The organism is Psychrobacter sp. 1Y4, assembly GCF_051847555.1.
Genome location: NZ_JBPYDE010000006.1, coordinates 41,623 through 60,952, shown reverse-complemented (window position 1 = coordinate 60,952; position 19,330 = coordinate 41,623). Strand labels below are relative to the sequence as shown.

The following is a 19,330-nucleotide window of genomic DNA, read 5'->3' as shown; positions in this document are numbered from 1 at the left end:
GATAAACGCTAACATGATAACTGCTACTAAGCAAAATAACCTTATAGGTAACAATCATAGCAATACACAAAATAAGCTCATGCTGATAGTAGATGAGCTTAGCATTGTGACGACTTCAGGTAATGCGGCAAGTGTGCCTTTAGTTGATAAACTATCGTATGAGCTTAGGCAAGGACAAACGCTAGCCATCGTTGGTGAGTCAGGCTCTGGTAAGTCGATCGCCAGTCTTGGGCTGTTGGGCTTGTTACCAGATAGCTTGAGCGTCATGGGTGAGGTGCAGTTAGCAGATGCAACAGGAATGGCTACATTGCCGATAAGCAACCATAAAACACGTGATGCAGCGCTGCGCTCCATTCGTGGTCAACGCATCGGCATGGTGTTTCAAGAGCCAATGACGGCGCTCAATCCATTACATACCGTCGCTAAGCAAATCGCAGAGTCTCTGCGTCTCAGCGGTGTAGCCAAAAAGCAATGGCGCGAAAGAAGCATCGCTTTGCTAGACGATGTCAATATTAACGAGCCTGCTGACAAGCTAAATCGTTATCCGCATGAGTTATCGGGTGGTCAACGTCAGCGGGTAATGATTGCTATGGCATTAGCGCAGCAGCCAGATATCTTAATCGCTGATGAGCCAACCACTGCGCTTGATGTCACCTTGCAACATGAGATTCTCGCCCTATTAGATGATCTCAAGCGTCAGCATAATATGGCGATGATATTAATTAGTCATGATCTTAATTTAGTTAGACGCTATAGCAACGACGTCATCGTCATGCGCCAAGGGCAGACTATCGAGCAGGGGCCAACTGCAGCGGTATTTAGTCAGCCTAAAGCCGACTATACTCGCTCGCTTATTAAGCAAGATTTTGGGCAAGCATTGGAGTTATTGGTTGATAACAATGAGCAGCAACCAATAGTATTGCAAGTCAGTAACCTACAAGTACAGTTTCCGATTGAAAAAAGCTTGTTCGGAAGTACTAAACGCTGGTTCGATGCGGTAAAAAATGTCGATATGAACCTGCAAAAAGGGCAGGCACTCGGTATCGTTGGTGAGTCAGGCTCTGGAAAAACCACAATTGCACTCGCGTTAAGTCAATTACTCAGCAATCAAGCGCGAGTCGGTGGCCAGACAATAGTTAATGGACAAAACATCGCAGCATTATCAAAACGCGATCTACGCCGCTTTCGCTCGCAGATTCAAATGGTATTTCAAGACCCCTTTGCCAGTATTAACCCTCGCATGACGGTCATGCAGATAGTGGAGGAAGGACTTTTAGTACAAGGCATTGATAAAATATCCCGTCAGCAGGCAGTGATGGAGAGCTTAGCAACGGTACATCTGCCAACTGAGTTTGCGCAGCGTTATCCACATGAGCTATCTGGTGGGCAGCGTCAGCGGGTGGCACTTGCACGCGCACTCATTATGCAGCCAAGTCTATTGATACTGGATGAGCCTACTTCGGCACTTGATAGCACTACACAAGTCACGGTAGTCAGCTTGCTACGAGAGATTCAAGAAAAACTGCAAATTAGTTATATATTTATCAGCCATGACTTAAAAGTCGTACGTGCATTGTGTCAGTATATTATGGTGCTAAAAGCAGGCATGTGCATTGAGTCTGGATCTACCGAAGATGTTTTTGATAATCCAAAGCATCCGTATGCACAGCAGCTATTGCAGGCGAGCATGCTATAGCTAAGCAGTCAGCACTGCACAAATATACTAATCTTAGAACAATTGGAACATCTTACATGATTGACAGGCTCAAAATAAAACCTATCCAAGCACGAGATACTAATGAGCCAAATAGACCTTCAACCACGCTTGAGCTGCTGTTTGATTTAGTCTATGTCATTGCCGTTGCTGCCGCTGCAAATGGTTTTTATAATCGCTTAGGCGAGCATGACTTTTCAGGATTTTTAACCTTTATCGTGGCATTTTTTATCCTGTGGAATGCATGGACTAGCTTTACGTGGTTTGCCTCAGGATATGATCCTGATGATTGGTTTTATCGCATATCAGTCATGTTTCAAATGTTTGGCTCATTGATGATAGCCGCTAATATCCACCAGTTTTATGAGCAAGGGCTGACATGGATTGGGGTAATGGGCTATGCCATTATGCGACTGGCGAGTTGTAGTCAGTGGTGGCGCGTTTATCGACAAGTACTAGGTCATAAAAAGGTTGCTGCACGCAGTATGGTGGGCTTGTTAACCCTCCAAGCACTTTGGATAACTTGGCTGTTTTTACCCACGTCTCTACAGACACCTGCATTATTTCTGTTTATCGCAGCAGAGTTACTTATGCCTGTATGGGCACGCTCAGAGCAGTTCAATAATTGGCATCCTGGACACATTGCCGAGCGTTATGGTCTATTGACTATTATCGTATTGGGCGAGGGTGTGGTGGGAGTTAGTAATACGATTCAATATTTTTTAGCCAACTCTTCTTCTGCTGCCAGCTCTATTATGTTCCTAGGTTCAAGCTTAGTGGCATTGGTTTTCTCTTTATGGTGGTTATATTTTATCGTCCCTTTTGATACGATTTTAAATAAAGAACGACGCCGTCATGACTTGTTTTTATTTGGTTATGGTCATTTTTTTATCTTTGCCTCAATCGCAGGTCTAGGCAGTATGCTCAATTTGGTCACTGAGTCCGTAGCGGGTGACACAAGTGATGGCGCAAATCAAGTCATCTCACAGACGTACGCGATGGGCATGTTGATGGGTATGTTGAGCGTATTTTTATTGACGCTCACTATCTTGCGAGAGTTAATGTGCCGTAAATCGAGCCATAATGTCATTGCAATGGTCATTGCTTTAACCATTATTGGGCTAAGTTATACTGCTGTGGCGCAAGGTTTAAATATTACTTATGGTATTTGGATGAGTATTTTAGCGCCTGTAATGATGATTTGGTATTTTGGTCAAGATAATAAGCATTGGTTGACCAAAAGGAGCGATTAATAGCTAACTTGCTGTAATAGAGCGATTGTTTGTCTTGAAAGATGTGTCAGATAAGTAAGAACATATCAGTTCACAATAATAGCTACATTTAAAGAAATACACTGTCACAATGGGACTAGACAGTAGTTAATTATAATATGATTAAAAAGGATTTTTTCATGTCCACAAAAAAACAAAGCTTTATTGCTAAGTTGTTACATACCAATGGTTTACAGCATGCAGGCTATTTGACGGTTGCTAAGACTCGCGCTAAGGCGTTAAAAGCCTTTTCTTATGTGGTATCTATCAGAAGACCAATGTTATTCGTTGGCGAGACCTCTTGTGAGGAGCTGTGCGACATGCTCATCAATGAAGGGAGTACTAACGTATTTATCGTTACTGATGCAGTGCTCAATGAGCTTAGTATCCCTGCCAAAGTCACTGACTACTTAGAAAGTAAGCATATCAGCTATCATGTCTACGATGGGATTACGCCAGATCCTACTTTTGAAGTCGTTGAAGAAGGATTGCAAAAGTCTATCGATACTAAATGCGATGCAATCATTGCTATCGGTGGGGGCTCAGTCATTGATGCGGCTAAAATGATTGCCATGTCACAAGGCAATAACTGCAAACCGCAGCAGCTTATCGGTCTTTTTAAAGCAAAAAAACCTTCTATGCCGCTGTACTGTGTGCCGACGACAGCTGGTACGGGTTCAGAAGCGACGTTGGGAGCAGTCGTATCCGATGATAAAACCCATCAAAAAGCCTTGTCTATCGACCCAAAGATGGTGCCATTAGCAGCGGCTATTGATCCAACTATTATGCAAGGTATGCCAGCACATATTACTGCCGATACCGGTATCGATGTGTTGACACATGCGCTAGAGTCTTGGATGAGTGCCAATGCCAGCGTCGAGACCGACTATTATGCCGCCTCTGCCGTTAAGTCTGTCATGCACAATCTACCAGTGGTGTATGAAGACGGTAGCAATCTAAAAGCCCGTGAACAGATGGGCGTAGCAGCGCATTATGGCGGTATCGCCTTTAATAAAGCAGGACTTGGCTATGTTCATGCCATCGCTCACCAGTTAGGAGCATATTATGGTATTCCTCATGGTCGTGCCAATGCCATCGTCCTACCTTATGTACTCGACGTCAATCGTAAGGCGTGCCAAAAAAGACTGGCAGAGCTGGCCAAAAAAACAGGCATGGTGAAGGACGGGCAAACTGCCAATAGCGATGCTAAAATTGCAGAACATCTTATTGCGGAAGTACGAAAATTGATTGCTACCTTAAACATCAATCCAATAGTTAAAGGCATGCAAAGTAGTGACTTTGAGAGTATTGCGAAAGCTGCGGCCAAAGAAGTCAGGGACACCTATGCAGTACCTATTTATCTATCAAAGTCTGAGATCAAAGACCTGTTAACAAAGATTAAGCAGGCAAGTGAGGATTGTACAAACAAGGATAAAAGTAATGATAAAGCTGCATAGTTAATTCGTTCTGAGTAGGACAAGGCATTGCCAGTTTTGTATATGGGATATTTTTAATTGGTTGAAAAATCATTAAAAGTTCTCCATATACAACGATAAGGAAATCTTTTGGTATTGCCTATTTTGGGTGTTTTTTAAAGGTTTTACTGTTTTATCACCTTACTACTAGGAATTCTTATGAATCGTAAATTAAAAGCCAGCGCTGCGATGATGGCTATTGCAGCAAGCAGTACTCTTTATGCCGGCTGTGCTTCTACCGAGAATCCTGCCACCGTAAAAAGTACGCCTGTTGATAACCCTTATGCACCTATTGATTCAAATTTGGCAGTGGCTACTGTAGCTGGCGGCTGTTTTTGGTGTGTGGAAGCAGGCTATGAAAAGATACCAGGTGTGGTCGAGGTGGTGTCTGGTTATGCAGGTGGTCAGTCTACTAATCCAACTTACAGTACAGTGTCAGCAGGCGGTACAGGCCATACCGAAGCGGCGCAAGTGTACTATGATCCAACGAAAATTACTTACAACGGTATCGTAAATGCCCTTTGGCGAATCGCTGATCCTACTGATAGTAAAGGTCAATTCGTCGATCGCGGTACTCAGTATCGTCCAGCTATTTTTTACCAAAATGAGCAAGAAAAACAGATAGCCGAGTCGGCTAAGCAGTCGCTACAAGCTTCAGGTGTCTATGACAAACCTGTCGTGATTGAAATCGTTCCTGCCAGCGAATTTTATCCAGCAGAAGAGTATCATCAAGATTACTATAAAAAGAATCCGTTACGTTACAAAGCCTATACTTTTAACTCAGGTCGCTATCAGTTTATCGAAAGTGTATATGGCAAAGACTATGAACTGGACTTTAGTCAGTTTAAGCCCACTTCTACTAGTGCAGAATCAGGAGTAGTAGCTCAAGAGTCGACAGCGAACGCTTTGGCAGAGACAACAAGCTTGGGTTTTAATCCGAATAATTTTGTTAAACCTGCACAAGATGAGCTAAAAAAATCGCTGAGTAACATTCAATATAAAGTCACGCAAAAAGATGATACAGAGCGCGCTTTTGATAATGCTTATTGGGACAATAAAGAGCCTGGATTGTATGTAGATGTGGTGTCTGGCGAGCCATTGTACTCTTCACGTGATAAATACAAATCTGGTACAGGCTGGCCAAGCTTTACTCGACCGCTTGATACAAGCCTTGTCGTAGAAAAAGCAGATCGAGGTATATTTGGCACTCGTACCGAAATTCGTAGTCGCTATGCTGACTCGCATGTGGGTCACGTCTTTGATGATGGCCCAGCACCTACTGGCAAACGCTATTGCATGAACTCAGCGGCGTTGCGTTTTATTCCATTAGCGCAAATGGAAAAAGAAGGCTATAGCCAATGGACTGATGACGTCAAACCTGTTAGTTAACCCTATTTTATTAGAATTTAAAATCGCTCACTACTGTTTAAATAACATAGTGGGCGATTTTTTTGTTTACTATAATTATATTAAGGATAGGAAAATATTAATCACCAAGCATGAAATGTCGCGGTGTTTGATTATATGAGTTATTAGGAAAGAAAAAGTACGCTATGTTAGAGCAGCTACAAATAAAAAAGACGCATAAGCGCCCTTTTTATTTATCTTAACCATAGTGATTAGAAAACTAGAATGCAGGTTGACGTTTAGGCACTGCCCCTAAGAACTCATTACGGGCTTGATTATCGTGTACATATTCACCAAGCATCGCTGTGCTACGGGTGGTGGAATGCTGCTTATTAACACCACGCATCATCATACACATGTGTGATGCATCCATCACTACTGCCACACCGCGACAACCAGTTACATCCATAATGGTTTGTGCCACTTGCTCACTTAAGTTTTCTTGGATTTGCAAGCGACGTGCAAACATATCGACAATACGGGCAAATTTTGACAATCCTAAAACATATCCATTGGGCAAATATCCAATGTGAGCGATACCATGAAAAGGCAACATATGATGCTCACATAGCGAATAAAATTCAATGTTTTGTACCAATACTAGCTCACGATTGGTCGATGGAAATACGGCATCATTGACGACTTCATCTAAGCTTTGATGATAGCCTTGGGTTAAATGAGCAAAAGCTTTTGCCGCACGTTCAGGAGTATCCTCAAGGCCAGGGCGAGACAAATCCTCGCCTGTTGAGCCAATCAACTGACGATAAGATTCGATACTTTCTTGATATTTTGAAGTTATTGTTGGGGTGTTACTCATAGGTTTGGCAGCCATCCAAAATGTAGGTGTAGCTTAACGCTAAATCCTTGGTCATAAACAACCGTTATAAAGGATTTTTATAAAAATGTGCAAGCTGGGAAGGGCTACGATTATACTTGAAATCGGTGCAACTTCATACCGCTATAGACGATGCTAAACCGCCTGATATATGAGAGTAAATATAAATCGATATTAGTTTACGACTGTTTACTTAATTTGAATCGTGTATAATAAGCTATCTTTTTATGATGACATTTGCTACTTTTCTTATTGTAGCGTCATTGATCAGTTGAATCACTTTACCTCAACTTTCATTACTTTAATGTATTCACAAGGAAATATTATGCTACTGCAAGGACAACGTTTCGTCGTAACTGGGATTGCAAGCAAGTTATCTATCGCATGGGCTATTGCAGAAGCGTTACATCGTGAGGGCGCATCATTGATCCTCACTTATCCAAACGATAAGATTAAAAAGCGTGTCGACATGGCAGCTGAGAAGTTTGAAGCTGACTTAGTGTTAGAGTGCGATGTGGCTTCAGATGACTCTATTGCAGCTTGTTTTGAACAAGTCAGTAATCATTGGGGTGATGGTATAAATGGCGTGGTCCATGCGATCGGTTTTGCACCAATGGACCAGCTAGATGGTGATTTTGTTAGCGCCACTACTCGTGAAGGCAGTCATATCGCTCATGATATCTCAAGCTATAGCTTTGTGGCATTGGCTAAAGCTGCTCGCGAATTACTGGCTATGCGTCATGGTTCTATGCTGACGTTGACTTACGAAGGTAGTATTTCAGTACTTCCAAATTACAATGTCATGGGCATGGCTAAGGCCAGCTTAGAGGCCAGTGTGCGTTATTTAGCGACTTCGATGGGCGGTGAGGGTATTCGTGTCAACGCCATCTCAGCAGGACCTATTCGTACTCTTGCAGCCAGTGGTATCAAATCTTTTCGTAAAATGCTTGATATTAGTGAAAAAATAGCACCACTACAGCGCAATATCAATCAGATGGAAGTCGGTAATGCGGCGTTATTTTTACTTTCGCCATGGGCATCTGGTATTACTGGTGAAATCATGTTTGTTGATGCAGGATTCAATACGGTCGCTATTAGTGAGCAATTGATGATGCTTGATGAAGAGCCAAAATAATAGTGTTTATGTATAGATTCTATCTTTTTTAATATATCAAAGGCAGCCAATTGGCTGTCTTTTTTGATTATACTATTACCTTTTTTATGACAAGCCTTTAAGCGATAGAGATGATAACCAAACTACCAAAGTGGATATTATGGGGCGGGGCAGTACTAGCGTTTAGCGCTGGTTGTGTCAATACTGCAGCACTTATGGGCTTTGCTAGATTATCTGTGTCACACGTCACAGGCAACGTGAGTTTGTTTGCAGCAGCAATCGCCTATCTAGACCTACGTAGTATCTTATATATCGGGGCTCTATTATTGTCTTTTTTAGCAGGCGCGATAATGAGCGGCTTTGTCATTGGACAAACCTCTTTAAAATTAGGGAGACGTTATGGGCGTGCGCTGTATATTGAAGCAGCTTTACTATTGCTTAGTTACTGGCTTTATCAACAGCACGATTATCTAGGACAGTTGACTGCGGCAATGGCCTGTGGATTACAGAATGCGATGGTAGCGACTTATAGCGGCGCGGTAATTCGTACCACACATTTGACAGGCTTGACATCAGATATGGGGGCAGCGATTGGTAATTGGCTGGCAGGACGACCAATCAGTAAGCCAACGCTTGGCTTTCAGGCCATTATTTGGTATTGCTTTTGTGGCGGCAGCGTTGTAGGAGCATTCTTATACGCTAGCGTCGGATATGGCGCACTCTTATTGCCAGTAAGTATTGTCTTGATAGCTGCAATTGTCTATAACCGTGCTTCGGATCGTTTGCCAGAAACGAGAGATCCGATACGACAAGGGCGTCTACCGAAACGATAGACGCTCTTATTTATATTGATAAATCAAACAAGACCTGTATGTAAGCTATAGATACAGCTTTTACTTTTCCTTGTCTTCTTCATGATCTTCATGCTCATGCAAACCTTGCATCATATCAAGCACGCAATCATCAGTACGCTGTTGATCTTCTTTATCAAGACCATCTTGATTAATATCTTTCGGTGCCATTTTAGTGGTTGCGTCGGCTTTTTCACGATTAGCCATGGGATACTCCTTTTTATCTTAATGTCTTATAGCACAGCTACAACATTCTATAAAAGTTACTCATATCACTGAATTAATATTATTCATATGAGTCATATTAATCTACTCAGTTAGTATGAGTAATCTTTGAGTGCTTGTATAGCGTTGGACTGAACCAATTTGGTGACGATGTGTAACGCTGAATAAGTAGAGAATACAAGGAGTATTAGTAGTCAAAAAATAATTAATGTATTTTAAAAACAACGCTTTTTGTAATTATAACAAAAATACTGTCAGACCAAACTCTGTTATTATAGCCACGTATTTTTAACAGTGCTACAAAAGTATAACTAGTTATCAAAGTACGTTTTCATTTTTATGACTTTCAATAATGTCTCTGGGCGCAATAAGGATACTTTATGTCAGAGCAAAAACTAGATAGCCATCTTCCTGATGATGGCAATGAGTATTTATTTACCGATACCTTTCCAAAAGGTACGGGTAAAGGGCTGATAGTGGTCGCCGTTGCTGCGATTATTAGTATGGTTATATACAACGTATTATCGTTTGATATAAATGCTAATAAAGGCCTCGCTATGCTGTTTTTTATCGGCGTATTATGGCTAACTGAAGCGGTACACGTAACGATTACTGCTCTTTTAGTAGTGGTGGTAGGCGCACTAATCGGTATACCTGAATTTGATGCAAAAATAGGGTTACAAAGCTTTGCAAGTCCGATTATCTATCTGTTTTTTGGTGGTTTTGCCTTGGCGGCAGCTCTACATGTCCAGCAGTTGGACAAAAAAATTGCCCTCAAGATACTATCGATGTCTGGTGGTAATCTTGGCACAGCGGTCTTTTTAATATTCGGCGTGACCGCATTTTTATCAATGTGGATATCGAATACAGCGACTGCTGCAATGATGTTGCCATTGGCCCTTGGTATTTTAACGCAGGTCGATCGTGAAAAAGATCGTGGTACCTTTGTGTTTGTATTATTAGGTATCGCTTATTCTGCCAGCCTGGGTGGTCTGGGTACTATCGTCGGCTCACCGCCTAACGCTATCGCTGCAAAAGCCTTGGACATTGCTTTTGTCGATTGGATGAAGTTTGGCGTGCCGATGATGTTGGTGCTATTGCCATTATTGTTAGGTGCTATGTACTTTGTGCTCAAACCCAATCTAAACCGTAAAGTTACGGTTGCACAAGAAGCACCTATCAAATGGAACAAACCACGTGTATTGACTATTATTGTCTTTATCATAACAGCACTTAGCTGGATATTTTCCAAAAAAATTGGTGCCGCACTCGATATTGCCGACACTGATGCTATTATTGCCTTGTCCGCAGCGGCAGCGGTGGTTAGCTTGGGCTTGGTATCTTGGAAACAAGTATCAGATAATACTGACTGGGGCGTACTCATGCTATTCGGTGGCGGTATTGCGTTATCGACAGTGTTAAAAGTCTCTGGTGCATCGTTAGTGCTTGGTGAAACAGTCGCTAACGCTTTATCCTCGGCGCCTATTATTTTGGTGATGATTGCAATTTCAGCATTTATTATCTTTTTAACAGAGTTTGCATCTAATACAGCATCCGCAGCGCTATTGGTGCCAGTATTCGCTGCTATCGCTGAACAGATGGGCTTGCCACATGAGGTGCTAGTGTTGGTCATCGGTATTGGTGCATCGTGCGCCTTTATGCTACCGGTAGCGACGCCGCCGAACGCAATTGTCTTCGGTACTGGTCTGATAAAACAGTCAGAGATGATTCGTACAGGTGTGGTATTGAATATTATTGCCACCTTTATAATCGGTCTTTGGGCGTACTTTTTTCTGATTTAACCATATGTTAGATAACAAAAAACCGATATCTGAAGGCTCAGTTATCGGTTTTTTTATATAATGCTGATTTCGTATCAGTCAGCTGTTTGTACAGCCTCATTAAAGGCTACTCAGAATAATCCAGCCACACCCAGCCATTCTCAAGCCATTCGCTTAACTCGTCTGGATCGACATCTGCAACATCTTGATAACGCAGATGCTCGCCATTTGCCAATCGTATTAGTATGGCCGCTGTTGCCTTATCGATACCATCAAGGCGTTGACCATTGGCATATAGCGTGATGTCATTGTCATTTTGGCTATAGAGTAGGCGATTACTATAATCTGCCTGCAGTGTTGCCCCATCAGATAACGCTTGCATCAGCTCGTCAGTCTCCAATGTCTCCTCTGGAACCAGCGCATCGTATTGACGTTTGCTCACCACTTCAGACACGGCTTGACGAATGATGTCGTCACCGCGCTCAGACTGCAGCATTTGTAATAGCTGTTTTTTAATCGCACCAATGCTATCTGCTTGTAGTTCACCTGATGCTTGTAGCGCTTGCGGCAGTAGCATTGGGACAAATAAATCGCTGTCGTTGGTCGCGATATCGGCCATGCTGTCGATGATTTGCATAAGGTTTGGACGACGACAGCCAAATGAAAACGTCAGGCAGTCGTCTTGTGCTACCCCAAAATGCGAGAGTTTTGGTGGTACATAAAGTACGTCACCCGCTTCTAATATCTCATCAAAGATAATCTCGCCCATATCATCAAAAAGTCGAATCGGCTCATCTGCGACAAACTCAGTGTCTTTGTCACAAAACTTACCGAGCTGCCAACGGCGCGGCCCAAACCCTTGTGCCAAAAACACATCATAATCATCATAGTGCTTGCCGACTGAGCCGCCTGCAGGCGCGTACGAGACCATAATATCGTCGCGTTGCCACTGCGGAATAAAGTCAAATGCTTGCCAAAGCTTTCCAAGCTCAGGAGACCACTGTTCCATATTCTGTACTAACACGGTCCACTGTTTTGGCAAATTAGCAAAATCTGTTTCGATTAGCGGACTCTTTTTGAGTTGCCATTGCGCTTCGCCTTCTTGCTTAGTCGTAGCTTGAGTCAATAGGCGCGCTGAAGCATCTTCTTCCAAAGCAAGATCGAGCATATCTTCTTGCTCAAACATATCGATCAGTTGCGGTAAACCTTGCTTAATAAGTAACGGTTTTTTTTGCCAATACTCGTTCAAGAACTGCTCGGGAGTAATAGAGTCGGGTAAACAAAGAGGAATTGTGGTCATTGGTAAATCCATATTTAAAAATGGGTATAAGATTAATAGTAAGGAGTGCTTTATAGGACGGTTTTAATAGTTTATGATTATCGCCTATCTGATACAGAGTATGACAGTCGCTAGTATTACAGTACTAGTGACTACTAACAAAACATCCCATATCAGAACATCCCATTAATCGTAGGACATTTATGAAAAAATTACAATTTATCGTCATTATCGCAAGCGTATTCTTCCTTCAAGCTTGTGTACATAAGATAGTAACGGTACCTGCTAAAGTTGCCTATAAAACCACCAAAGGCGTGGTCAAAGGTACGGTTGCGGTCGGCAAAGCCATCATACCAGGTGACAGTGACGACGATGATAAAAAGGATAAAAAGTAAAACCTTACTTATCGACTATGGAGTTTGAATTAAAATCAATCATAGTTTTCAAAGTAAGGTTATCACTTATTAAGATAAAAACTTAGTAAGACAGTACTATTATCGAAATAGGAGCGTGTAAATCATTTTGCACGCTCCTATTTTTTAGTATTAGCTTAACTGCTACTAAAGCTTGGCAATCCAGTCTTTAATAGCGCGTGCTTGCTCAGCGGCATTACCAGTATAGGTCGCTGGTGTGAGCTCACGTAGACGTGCTTTATCAGCATCGCTAACGGCTGCCAACTCGTCACTGTCAACGAACGTTAGCATCGCTTCGCGAGTCATGGCATTGCCACGAGTTAGGGCTTTGAGTTTCTCATAAGGGTTCTCAACGCGGTAGCGACGCATGACCGTTTGAATCGGCTCTGCCAATACTTCTTGTGCTTGGTCAAGGTCATCATTCAAACGCTGCGCATTTAATTCAAGTTTGCCTACGCCTTTTAGGCAAGCATCAAATGCAATCATGCTTTGCGCCAGACCAACACCGATATTACGTAGTACGGTCGAGTCTGATAGATCGCGCTGCATACGTGAGATCGGCAGTTTTTCGCCCAAATGTGCGAGCATGGCATTGGCCACGCCCAAGTTGCCTTCTGAATTTTCAAAATCAATGGGATTAACTTTATGCGGCATGGTAGATGAGCCAACTTCACCGTCCTTTAGACGCTGCTTAAAATAGCCTAAGCTAATATATTGCCAAATATCACGGTTAAAATCGATCAATACCGTATTAAAACGCTTTACAGCATCAAACAACTCGGCGATATAGTCATGTGGCTCGATTTGCGTCGTATAAGGGTTAAAGGTCAGCTCAAGGCGCTCATTAATAAATTGCTCTGCATGCATAGCCCAGTCTACATCAGGATAGGCTGATAAATGCGCGTTATAGTTACCGACTGCGCCATTGATTTTACCAAGTAGCTCAACCTGACCAATTTGCTTGATTTGGCGGGCGAGGCGATAAGCCACGTTTGCCATCTCTTTACCTAGTGTCGTTGGGCTGGCAGTTTGACCGTGAGTACGTGAGAGCATTGGCTGATCGGCGTGCGCAATGGCTAGGTCGGCGATACTGTCGGTCACTTGCTGCATTTTTGCAACCACAAGCTCGCGGCTATCTTTTAGCATCAATGCGTACGATAAGTTGTTAATGTCCTCACTAGTACAGGCAAAGTGAATGAACTCAAGTGAGTCAATTAAGGCATCCTGACCACGAAATTTGTCTTTGATAAAGTACTCAACCGCTTTTACATCGTGATTGGTCGTTGCTTCGATGTCTTTGATTGCTTGTGCATCCGCTTCACTAAAGTCATCAACAATGCTATTTAAAAAGGCATTGGTATCTGTATCAAATGCTGATAATTCACCGATTGCGCTATTATCCGCCAATGACTGTAACCAGCGAATCTCAACGGTGACGCGTGCTTTGATCAAGCCAAATTCAGACAAATAAGGACGTAAGCTGTCGGCTTTGGATGCGTAACGACCGTCGATTGGGGAGAGTGCGGTAAGTGGAGTCATAGTGATGCCTCGATAGTTATGAGATAAAAAATTGCAAAGGTGTAGCTACTAAAAATTGCTATATAAGCACGGGGTAAAAATAGTTGCGCGTAATATAGCAGAAATGTGAATGTAAAAAACCCGTCTATTCATATAACTTTATATTTAAGGTGTATTGACAGTATCTGATTGCGTTGTCCCATACTGAGTATTAAAGTAAAAACTACGATGAGTTTTGGCACTTAAGTTTAAAGGTACTGTTTTCACTGTTCCGTTTTCTCCGATTGGCACACTATCGTTCGCATAATCGCTTGCCTGATAACTAGGATCAGCGAGTTTCGACGTTACTGCGGCGTTGTTGTCGCCTTTTTTTTGCAGAATGTCGTGCATGATGAAATTGTTAATATCGATATTGGCACGGTTGGTCGCAGTAATCTTATAAGCAATGCAATTCCCAGGCTTAATATCTGCGCCTGCGCCAGTCTCTGAGCTAGAAAGGGGGTCTTTGCTATAAGTGAGACTGGTAATATCAGTCACTTTGCAGTCATTAGCAGCCTGTTCTTTTTCTAGCACTAAAGCTACGTTTTGATCAATAACTCTACCAAAGTTATTGTTTTGATACTCATATTTCGCATTCTCTAACGTAATAGCCTTTTTATTAGTCGTCGTACGAATAGGATAAATAGTGTCGCTTCTTTCTTCTAAAAGGCAAACATTACCTTGGCCATTTAAGTTAGTAATAGGTATTTTAATTTGATATTTGCCAATAGCGTTGCCGGACTTTTCTACAGATTGTGTGGCGTAAGTTATGGTTGGGTTATCACAGTTATTGACTATTTTGACTATGCTACCAGCAATACCAGATTCAGAAGCGCTGTTAAATAGACCATTGAAATAATTAGGTTTGTTGCTGTAGGCACCGCTTGTTATGTTTGCGTTACTAGCATCTGCCTCTGCAGCAGTAATACCGCCATTGTCACCAAATACTATACCAGAAAAAACATAGTAATATGGTTCGCTCTCTACTCCAAAGCTAATCCACTCATTATAACTTTCACCAACTACATCGGCCTCAATAGCACTATTGCCTTTCATGATACCTTCGTACGTTAAAGTTACAGACTCTGCATTCCTAACTGCGACTACATAATTGCTTTTTGAGTTTTCAATCCCATAGCTGACGTAGCTACCGTTATTAGGGATAACGGTGCTGGTATTGAGAGAAGCATACGTGTTTTGGTTATTGGGGTTGGTAGAGGTTTCTTTTAGAATATTGGTAAAGGTAGGCGTAGGGGGCAAGGTACCTCTTTTTTGACCAGATGCAAAAGATACTTGTCCATTAGCATTGGTAGTAGGCGTAAACGAGCTGCTATTGCCGCTACCGTTAAGTGCAGTGATTCCATAATAATACAAACCACTATCCCCACCATTTGAGCTATCAACACGCAATTGTGGTCGACTTATCGTATTATTGGAACTAAAACTATTTCCTGCCAGTTTTTTGCCCATAAAGTAATCACCCATGGCACCAAAAAAGTAGCCAACATCGGGATTTTCTCTAACCGTCGCTTGTACAGGCAGGTTGATCTGAGTGTTTTCAGTAAAACTTAGTGTTTGGCGGGCAATCTCAGAGTTACCACCTGTGGTATAGCTGGTTTGACCAATTTTTATGGTATGTAAAGAAGTGATGTCATCAGGCGTAATAGTTATCGTATAGGTAAATTTATCTCTGTCGCTACCAGCGTTGGACTCATTTTTAATTTCAACACCGTTGTCTCCAACTGTAACACTAGAGCCGTTATAACCGTTTGACGGTCCTGCAGTAACCTTAAACTTACCAGTAGCATTTGCTGCTGTTCTGTAAGTACCTGAAGCAATACTACCTGCGATCGTATTTGTGTCGCGAGTAAATTTTCCAAAACCTGTAGGGTTAGCTTGCGCCATTAAAGGTGTGGTAATAACGACAAAAGCAATGACATGTTTTTTCCATGTTGAATAAGGTTTTACAATGTTAAAAACAGGAATGAAACGGCCAGTCATGAAATATCCCACAAACATATCTAGAAAATATTAATTGATAACGAGCACTGATAAATAATGATTAGTCTTAAAACCCACAAGGCGCATCAATAGATGCAATCACGCCGCCACCTAAACAAACCTCGTCAATATAGAAGACTGCTGATTGACCTGGAGTGACTGCACGTTGCGGTTCATCAAACACGACGCGGACTTCAGTGCCGTCAGCATTTACTGCAAATACATGGCAGGCTTGATCTGGTTGACGATAGCGCGATTTTGCCATGCAACGTAAACCTTCAGCTCTAAATATATCCGTAGGTGGCAGACCATCAATCCAGTCGAGCTTATAAGCTTGCAGCTCATTACTCATGAGCATCGGATGCGCGTGGCCTTGACCAACGATCAAACGGTTTTTGTCCAAGTCTTTTGCTAGTACAAACCATGGTTCTTCTGGACGATCTTTAACACCGCCGATACCGATACCGCCACGCTGACCTAACGTGTAATACATCAACCCATCATGAGTGCCAATCACTTTATTATCGTCAGTGATAATATCGCCTTTTTGGGCAGGCAAGTACTGCTGCAAGAAGTCTTTAAAACGACGCTCACCAATAAAGCAAATGCCCGTCGAGTCTTTCTTTTTAGCGGTAGCTAGATCATGTTCTTCAGCAATTTGACGTACGACTGGTTTTTCAAGCTCACCAACTGGAAACAAGGTCTTGGCAATTTTGTCACCGCCAACCGCATGTAAAAAGTAGCTTTGGTCTTTATTGTTATCGAGTCCGCGCAGTAGCTGTGCAACGAGCGTACCATCGGCATTGGTATAATTGACACTACGGCGTGTATAGTGACCGGTGGCAATATAATCAGCACCAAGGGTTAGGGCATAATCTAAGAACGCCTTAAATTTGATCTCTTTATTACATAAGATGTCAGGATTAGGCGTGCGGCCAGCTTTGTATTCCGCTAAAAAATGCTCAAATACGCGATCCCAGTATTCCATGGCAAAGTTGGCTGTATGCAATTTAATACCGATTTTGTCACACACTGCTTGCGCGTCGGCTAAGTCGTCCATAGCTGTACAGTATTCGGTGCCATCATCCTCTTCCCAGTTTTTCATAAACAGCCCTTCCACCTTAAAGCCTGCTTGCTGGAGTAGGACGGCTGATACAGAAGAATCGACACCACCTGACATGCCAACGATCACATGCTTGGTGCTTGGATTGTCGATATCAGCGAGCGTCAGAGGGCGCTGGGCGCTGAAAGAAACAGAAACGGGTATGCTTGATGTATTTGGCATGACTGACATAGAACGGCTCAACTTTTTATACTTTATTCAACGTTTAAGATGACGCAACGTCATTTTATCTTTTGGATTCAGTTTATTTTTAGAGTAGATATGATGATAAAATAAGGGCTATATTATACCAGCTAATTGAAACTGATGGCGACCTATGGCATCTTACTGCTTGTAAAATTCAGATAGTAGTTTTAAATTATTTTAATCACGCTTATTTTGGAATAGTAATGATAAAAATTGGTCAGGGTATTGATGTCCACGCGTTTCATAACAATGGTCAGCAACAACAATATGTCATACTAGCGGGCGTGCCTATTGAGCACAGTCATAGCTTACTGGCACATTCAGATGGTGATGTGGTGCTACATGCACTTGCAGACGCGCTATTAGGTGCATTAGCGCTTGGCGATATTGGTCAGCACTTTCCAGATACGGATGCAGCCCATGCAGGTTTGGATTCAAGGGTGTTACTACGCTATGTCTATAGTAAAGTTCAAGAAGCAGGTTACATGTTAGGTAATGCCGATATTACGGTGATGTGTGAGCGCCCAAAACTTGCTCCTCATAGCCTGGCTATGCGCGAAAATATCGCCAGTGATTTGCAAACGGTCATTAGCAATGTCAGCATTAAAGCCACGACGACAGAAAAACTTGGCTTTACCGGTCGACAAGAAGGGATTATGGCCAGCGCCGTGGTATTATTGGTTCCCACTGTTGTCGAACCCAGTTAATTTTATTCGTACAAAAATTGGCCAAACTGAAAAGTACGTGACTTGCAATACTGTAATGGTTGCCCCATGTATGAAGCAACTCTTCATCCAATTATTTTGTATTGATGTCTATTTTAATGAACCGCTTTAATCAATAGGAGCTTTTATGAGTGAACAAACCCCGAATACCGCTGCAAACGATGTTGAACAATTGATTCGTGATCAAATTAAAGACAATAAAGTTATCTTATATATGAAAGGCACACCGCAATTTCCGCAGTGTGGTTTTTCAGCACGTTCTATTGAAGTGTTGACCCAAATTGGTCGTCCATTCGCGTTTGTTAACATTTTGGAAAATCCAGAAATCCGTGCGACGTTACCGAAAGTTGGTAACTGGCCAACGTTTCCACAGTTATGGATTGATGGTGAGTTGATGGGCGGATCAGATATCATTCTTGAGATGTATCAATCAGGTGAGCTTAAGCCGTTGGTTGAAGCAAACAGCCCTGCTGCTTAATGATCTACATTTTTTTGGACCACTTTGTTGTCCAAAACTACTTTATTGTTTAAATAAGTGATTTGTATTTTTTGGCATTGCAAACCCGAGTAACTGATATAGTTGCTCGGGTTTTTGTTGTCTATGTACTTTGTTGTTTTTATCGGTTTTAGCCCCATATAGTGGTTAAGATACATACAATTTAGATAATAAGAGATACTTATGAATGACCAATCAAAACAAGATGCCTCAGCTAAGCAGCAAGAAGCGACAGAACAAACTGCCATTGAGAAGCGCCGTGAACATCTAAAAGCTGAGTCTCTACGCCTTATTGAGATGGCAGGCAATGAGCCAAACTCTGCACTTAGATGTATTCATCAACTGAGTGTGGCAGGCGGTGCTACAGAAGCGACTTATGTTGCCATTGAGCAGCGAGTGGTAGCTGATCAAGACACAGCGGGCGCTTATCATTTGGCATTGCTGGCGCAAAATACGCCAGATTTACCCATTGATGCGCGCCAGCTTATTGAGCTGGTCGTCAATAAAGGCGACAACGATCAGCGTTTGGCCCTACTCAAAAACTTACCATTACCACCTGTTGATATGATAAAAGAGTATATTTTAGCCAGTAACGATGGTGATGCTATTGGCCAGATGAATGCTTATTTGCAGATCAATCCAGAAGGCTATGGCAGCCATCATATGCTAGCTAGCAATCAAGCAGATCGTATTGTACCGTTAAGTCCTGGCAACAATGCAAACTAAAATGATGAGGGTCACTAATCGTTAACTGGTTGGTAAGTAACTGGCTCTTATAGCCTAAATTTTACAACGATAAGTTAATTTTAATCGTTTTTGACGCAACGTTTTTTAAGTGCGCAAAAATTGTTATAATTAGCAGCTGTTTTTTAGTATC

General features: G+C 42.2%; 17 protein-coding genes. 11 read left to right on the top strand and 6 right to left on the bottom strand.

Annotated elements, in window-relative coordinates:
* The first annotated feature begins 13 nt into the window (after window positions 1–13).
* The 4 genes from ACS8FC_RS06695 to msrB all read left to right on the top strand — a co-directional run bounded on the left by ACS8FC_RS06695 (window position 14) and on the right by msrB (window position 5,849).
* Complete coding sequence (locus tag ACS8FC_RS06695; protein ID WP_439261493.1) at window positions 14–1,696, top strand: ABC transporter ATP-binding protein; 1,683 nt, start codon at window positions 14–16, stop codon at window positions 1,694–1,696.
* Between the two features lie 56 nt (window positions 1,697–1,752).
* Window positions 1,753–2,967, top strand: a complete 1,215-nt coding sequence (locus ACS8FC_RS06690; protein WP_439261492.1) for a low temperature requirement protein A — start codon at window positions 1,753–1,755, stop codon at window positions 2,965–2,967.
* A 158-nt stretch (window positions 2,968–3,125) separates the two neighbouring features.
* Window positions 3,126–4,442: an iron-containing alcohol dehydrogenase gene (locus ACS8FC_RS06685; RefSeq protein ID WP_439296245.1), complete on the top strand. Its 1,317-nt coding sequence runs from the start codon at window positions 3,126–3,128 to the stop codon at window positions 4,440–4,442.
* A 177-nt stretch (window positions 4,443–4,619) separates the two neighbouring features.
* A complete protein-coding gene (gene msrB, locus ACS8FC_RS06680; protein ID WP_439296244.1) occupies window positions 4,620–5,849 on the top strand; it encodes a peptide-methionine (R)-S-oxide reductase MsrB in 1,230 nt (409 codons plus the stop codon).
* A gap of 238 nt (window positions 5,850–6,087) precedes the next feature.
* Here msrB and folE read toward each other — a convergent pair whose 3' ends face one another.
* On the bottom strand, window positions 6,088–6,684 hold the full coding sequence (gene folE / locus ACS8FC_RS06675; RefSeq protein WP_439296243.1) for a GTP cyclohydrolase I FolE: 597 nt from the start codon (window positions 6,682–6,684) through the stop codon (window positions 6,088–6,090).
* 343 nt (window positions 6,685–7,027) lie between these two features.
* On the opposite strand from folE, the gene ACS8FC_RS06670 reads away from it, so the two are divergent.
* Both ACS8FC_RS06670 and ACS8FC_RS06665 read left to right on the top strand, forming a co-directional pair.
* The gene (locus ACS8FC_RS06670) at window positions 7,028–7,837 is read left to right on the top strand and encodes an enoyl-ACP reductase FabI (protein ID WP_299220323.1); all 810 of its coding nucleotides are present in this window, start codon (window positions 7,028–7,030) and stop codon (window positions 7,835–7,837) included.
* A 110-nt stretch (window positions 7,838–7,947) separates the two neighbouring features.
* Complete coding sequence (locus tag ACS8FC_RS06665; RefSeq protein WP_439296242.1) at window positions 7,948–8,649, top strand: YoaK family protein; 702 nt, start codon at window positions 7,948–7,950, stop codon at window positions 8,647–8,649.
* 60 nt (window positions 8,650–8,709) lie between these two features.
* On the opposite strand, the gene ACS8FC_RS06660 is transcribed toward ACS8FC_RS06665, so the two are convergent.
* Entirely contained in the window at window positions 8,710–8,874 is a 165-nt protein-coding gene (locus tag ACS8FC_RS06660) for a hypothetical protein (RefSeq protein WP_299220329.1), read from the bottom strand.
* Window positions 8,875–9,272: 398 nt separating this feature from the next.
* Between ACS8FC_RS06660 and ACS8FC_RS06655 the strand changes: the two genes are divergently transcribed.
* The gene (locus ACS8FC_RS06655) at window positions 9,273–10,694 is read left to right on the top strand and encodes an SLC13 family permease (RefSeq protein ID WP_439261488.1); all 1,422 of its coding nucleotides are present in this window, start codon (window positions 9,273–9,275) and stop codon (window positions 10,692–10,694) included.
* 106 nt (window positions 10,695–10,800) lie between these two features.
* Here the strand turns inward: ACS8FC_RS06655 and ACS8FC_RS06650 are convergent, their stop codons facing one another.
* Entirely contained in the window at window positions 10,801–11,973 is a 1,173-nt protein-coding gene (locus ACS8FC_RS06650) for a JmjC domain-containing protein (protein WP_439296241.1), read from the bottom strand.
* A 182-nt stretch (window positions 11,974–12,155) separates the two neighbouring features.
* On the opposite strand from ACS8FC_RS06650, the gene ACS8FC_RS06645 reads away from it, so the two are divergent.
* The gene (locus ACS8FC_RS06645) at window positions 12,156–12,347 is read left to right on the top strand and encodes an NF038104 family lipoprotein (protein WP_439261486.1); all 192 of its coding nucleotides are present in this window, start codon (window positions 12,156–12,158) and stop codon (window positions 12,345–12,347) included.
* A 165-nt stretch (window positions 12,348–12,512) separates the two neighbouring features.
* Here ACS8FC_RS06645 and purB read toward each other — a convergent pair whose 3' ends face one another.
* The 3 genes from purB to mnmA all read right to left on the bottom strand — a co-directional run bounded on the left by purB (window position 12,513) and on the right by mnmA (window position 17,103).
* On the bottom strand, window positions 12,513–13,904 hold the full coding sequence (gene purB / locus ACS8FC_RS06640; protein ID WP_439261485.1) for an adenylosuccinate lyase: 1,392 nt from the start codon (window positions 13,902–13,904) through the stop codon (window positions 12,513–12,515).
* Between the two features lie 144 nt (window positions 13,905–14,048).
* On the bottom strand, window positions 14,049–15,923 hold the full coding sequence (locus tag ACS8FC_RS06635) for a hypothetical protein (protein WP_439296240.1): 1,875 nt from the start codon (window positions 15,921–15,923) through the stop codon (window positions 14,049–14,051).
* 67 nt (window positions 15,924–15,990) lie between these two features.
* Window positions 15,991–17,103 carry a tRNA 2-thiouridine(34) synthase MnmA gene (mnmA, locus tag ACS8FC_RS06630; protein ID WP_439296334.1) on the bottom strand — a complete coding sequence of 371 codons (1,113 nt, stop codon included), beginning with the start codon at window positions 17,101–17,103 and terminating at the stop codon, window positions 15,991–15,993.
* A gap of 332 nt (window positions 17,104–17,435) precedes the next feature.
* On the opposite strand from mnmA, the gene ispF reads away from it, so the two are divergent.
* The 3 genes from ispF (at window position 17,436) to ACS8FC_RS06615 (ending at window position 19,179) form a co-directional block, all read left to right on the top strand.
* Complete coding sequence (gene ispF, locus ACS8FC_RS06625) at window positions 17,436–17,939, top strand: 2-C-methyl-D-erythritol 2,4-cyclodiphosphate synthase (RefSeq protein WP_439296239.1); 504 nt, start codon at window positions 17,436–17,438, stop codon at window positions 17,937–17,939.
* A 145-nt stretch (window positions 17,940–18,084) separates the two neighbouring features.
* A complete protein-coding gene (gene grxD / locus ACS8FC_RS06620; RefSeq protein WP_299220350.1) occupies window positions 18,085–18,435 on the top strand; it encodes a Grx4 family monothiol glutaredoxin in 351 nt (116 codons plus the stop codon).
* 201 nt (window positions 18,436–18,636) lie between these two features.
* Window positions 18,637–19,179: a hypothetical protein gene (locus ACS8FC_RS06615; protein ID WP_439261482.1), complete on the top strand. Its 543-nt coding sequence runs from the start codon at window positions 18,637–18,639 to the stop codon at window positions 19,177–19,179.
* Window positions 19,180–19,330 lie beyond the last annotated feature (151 nt).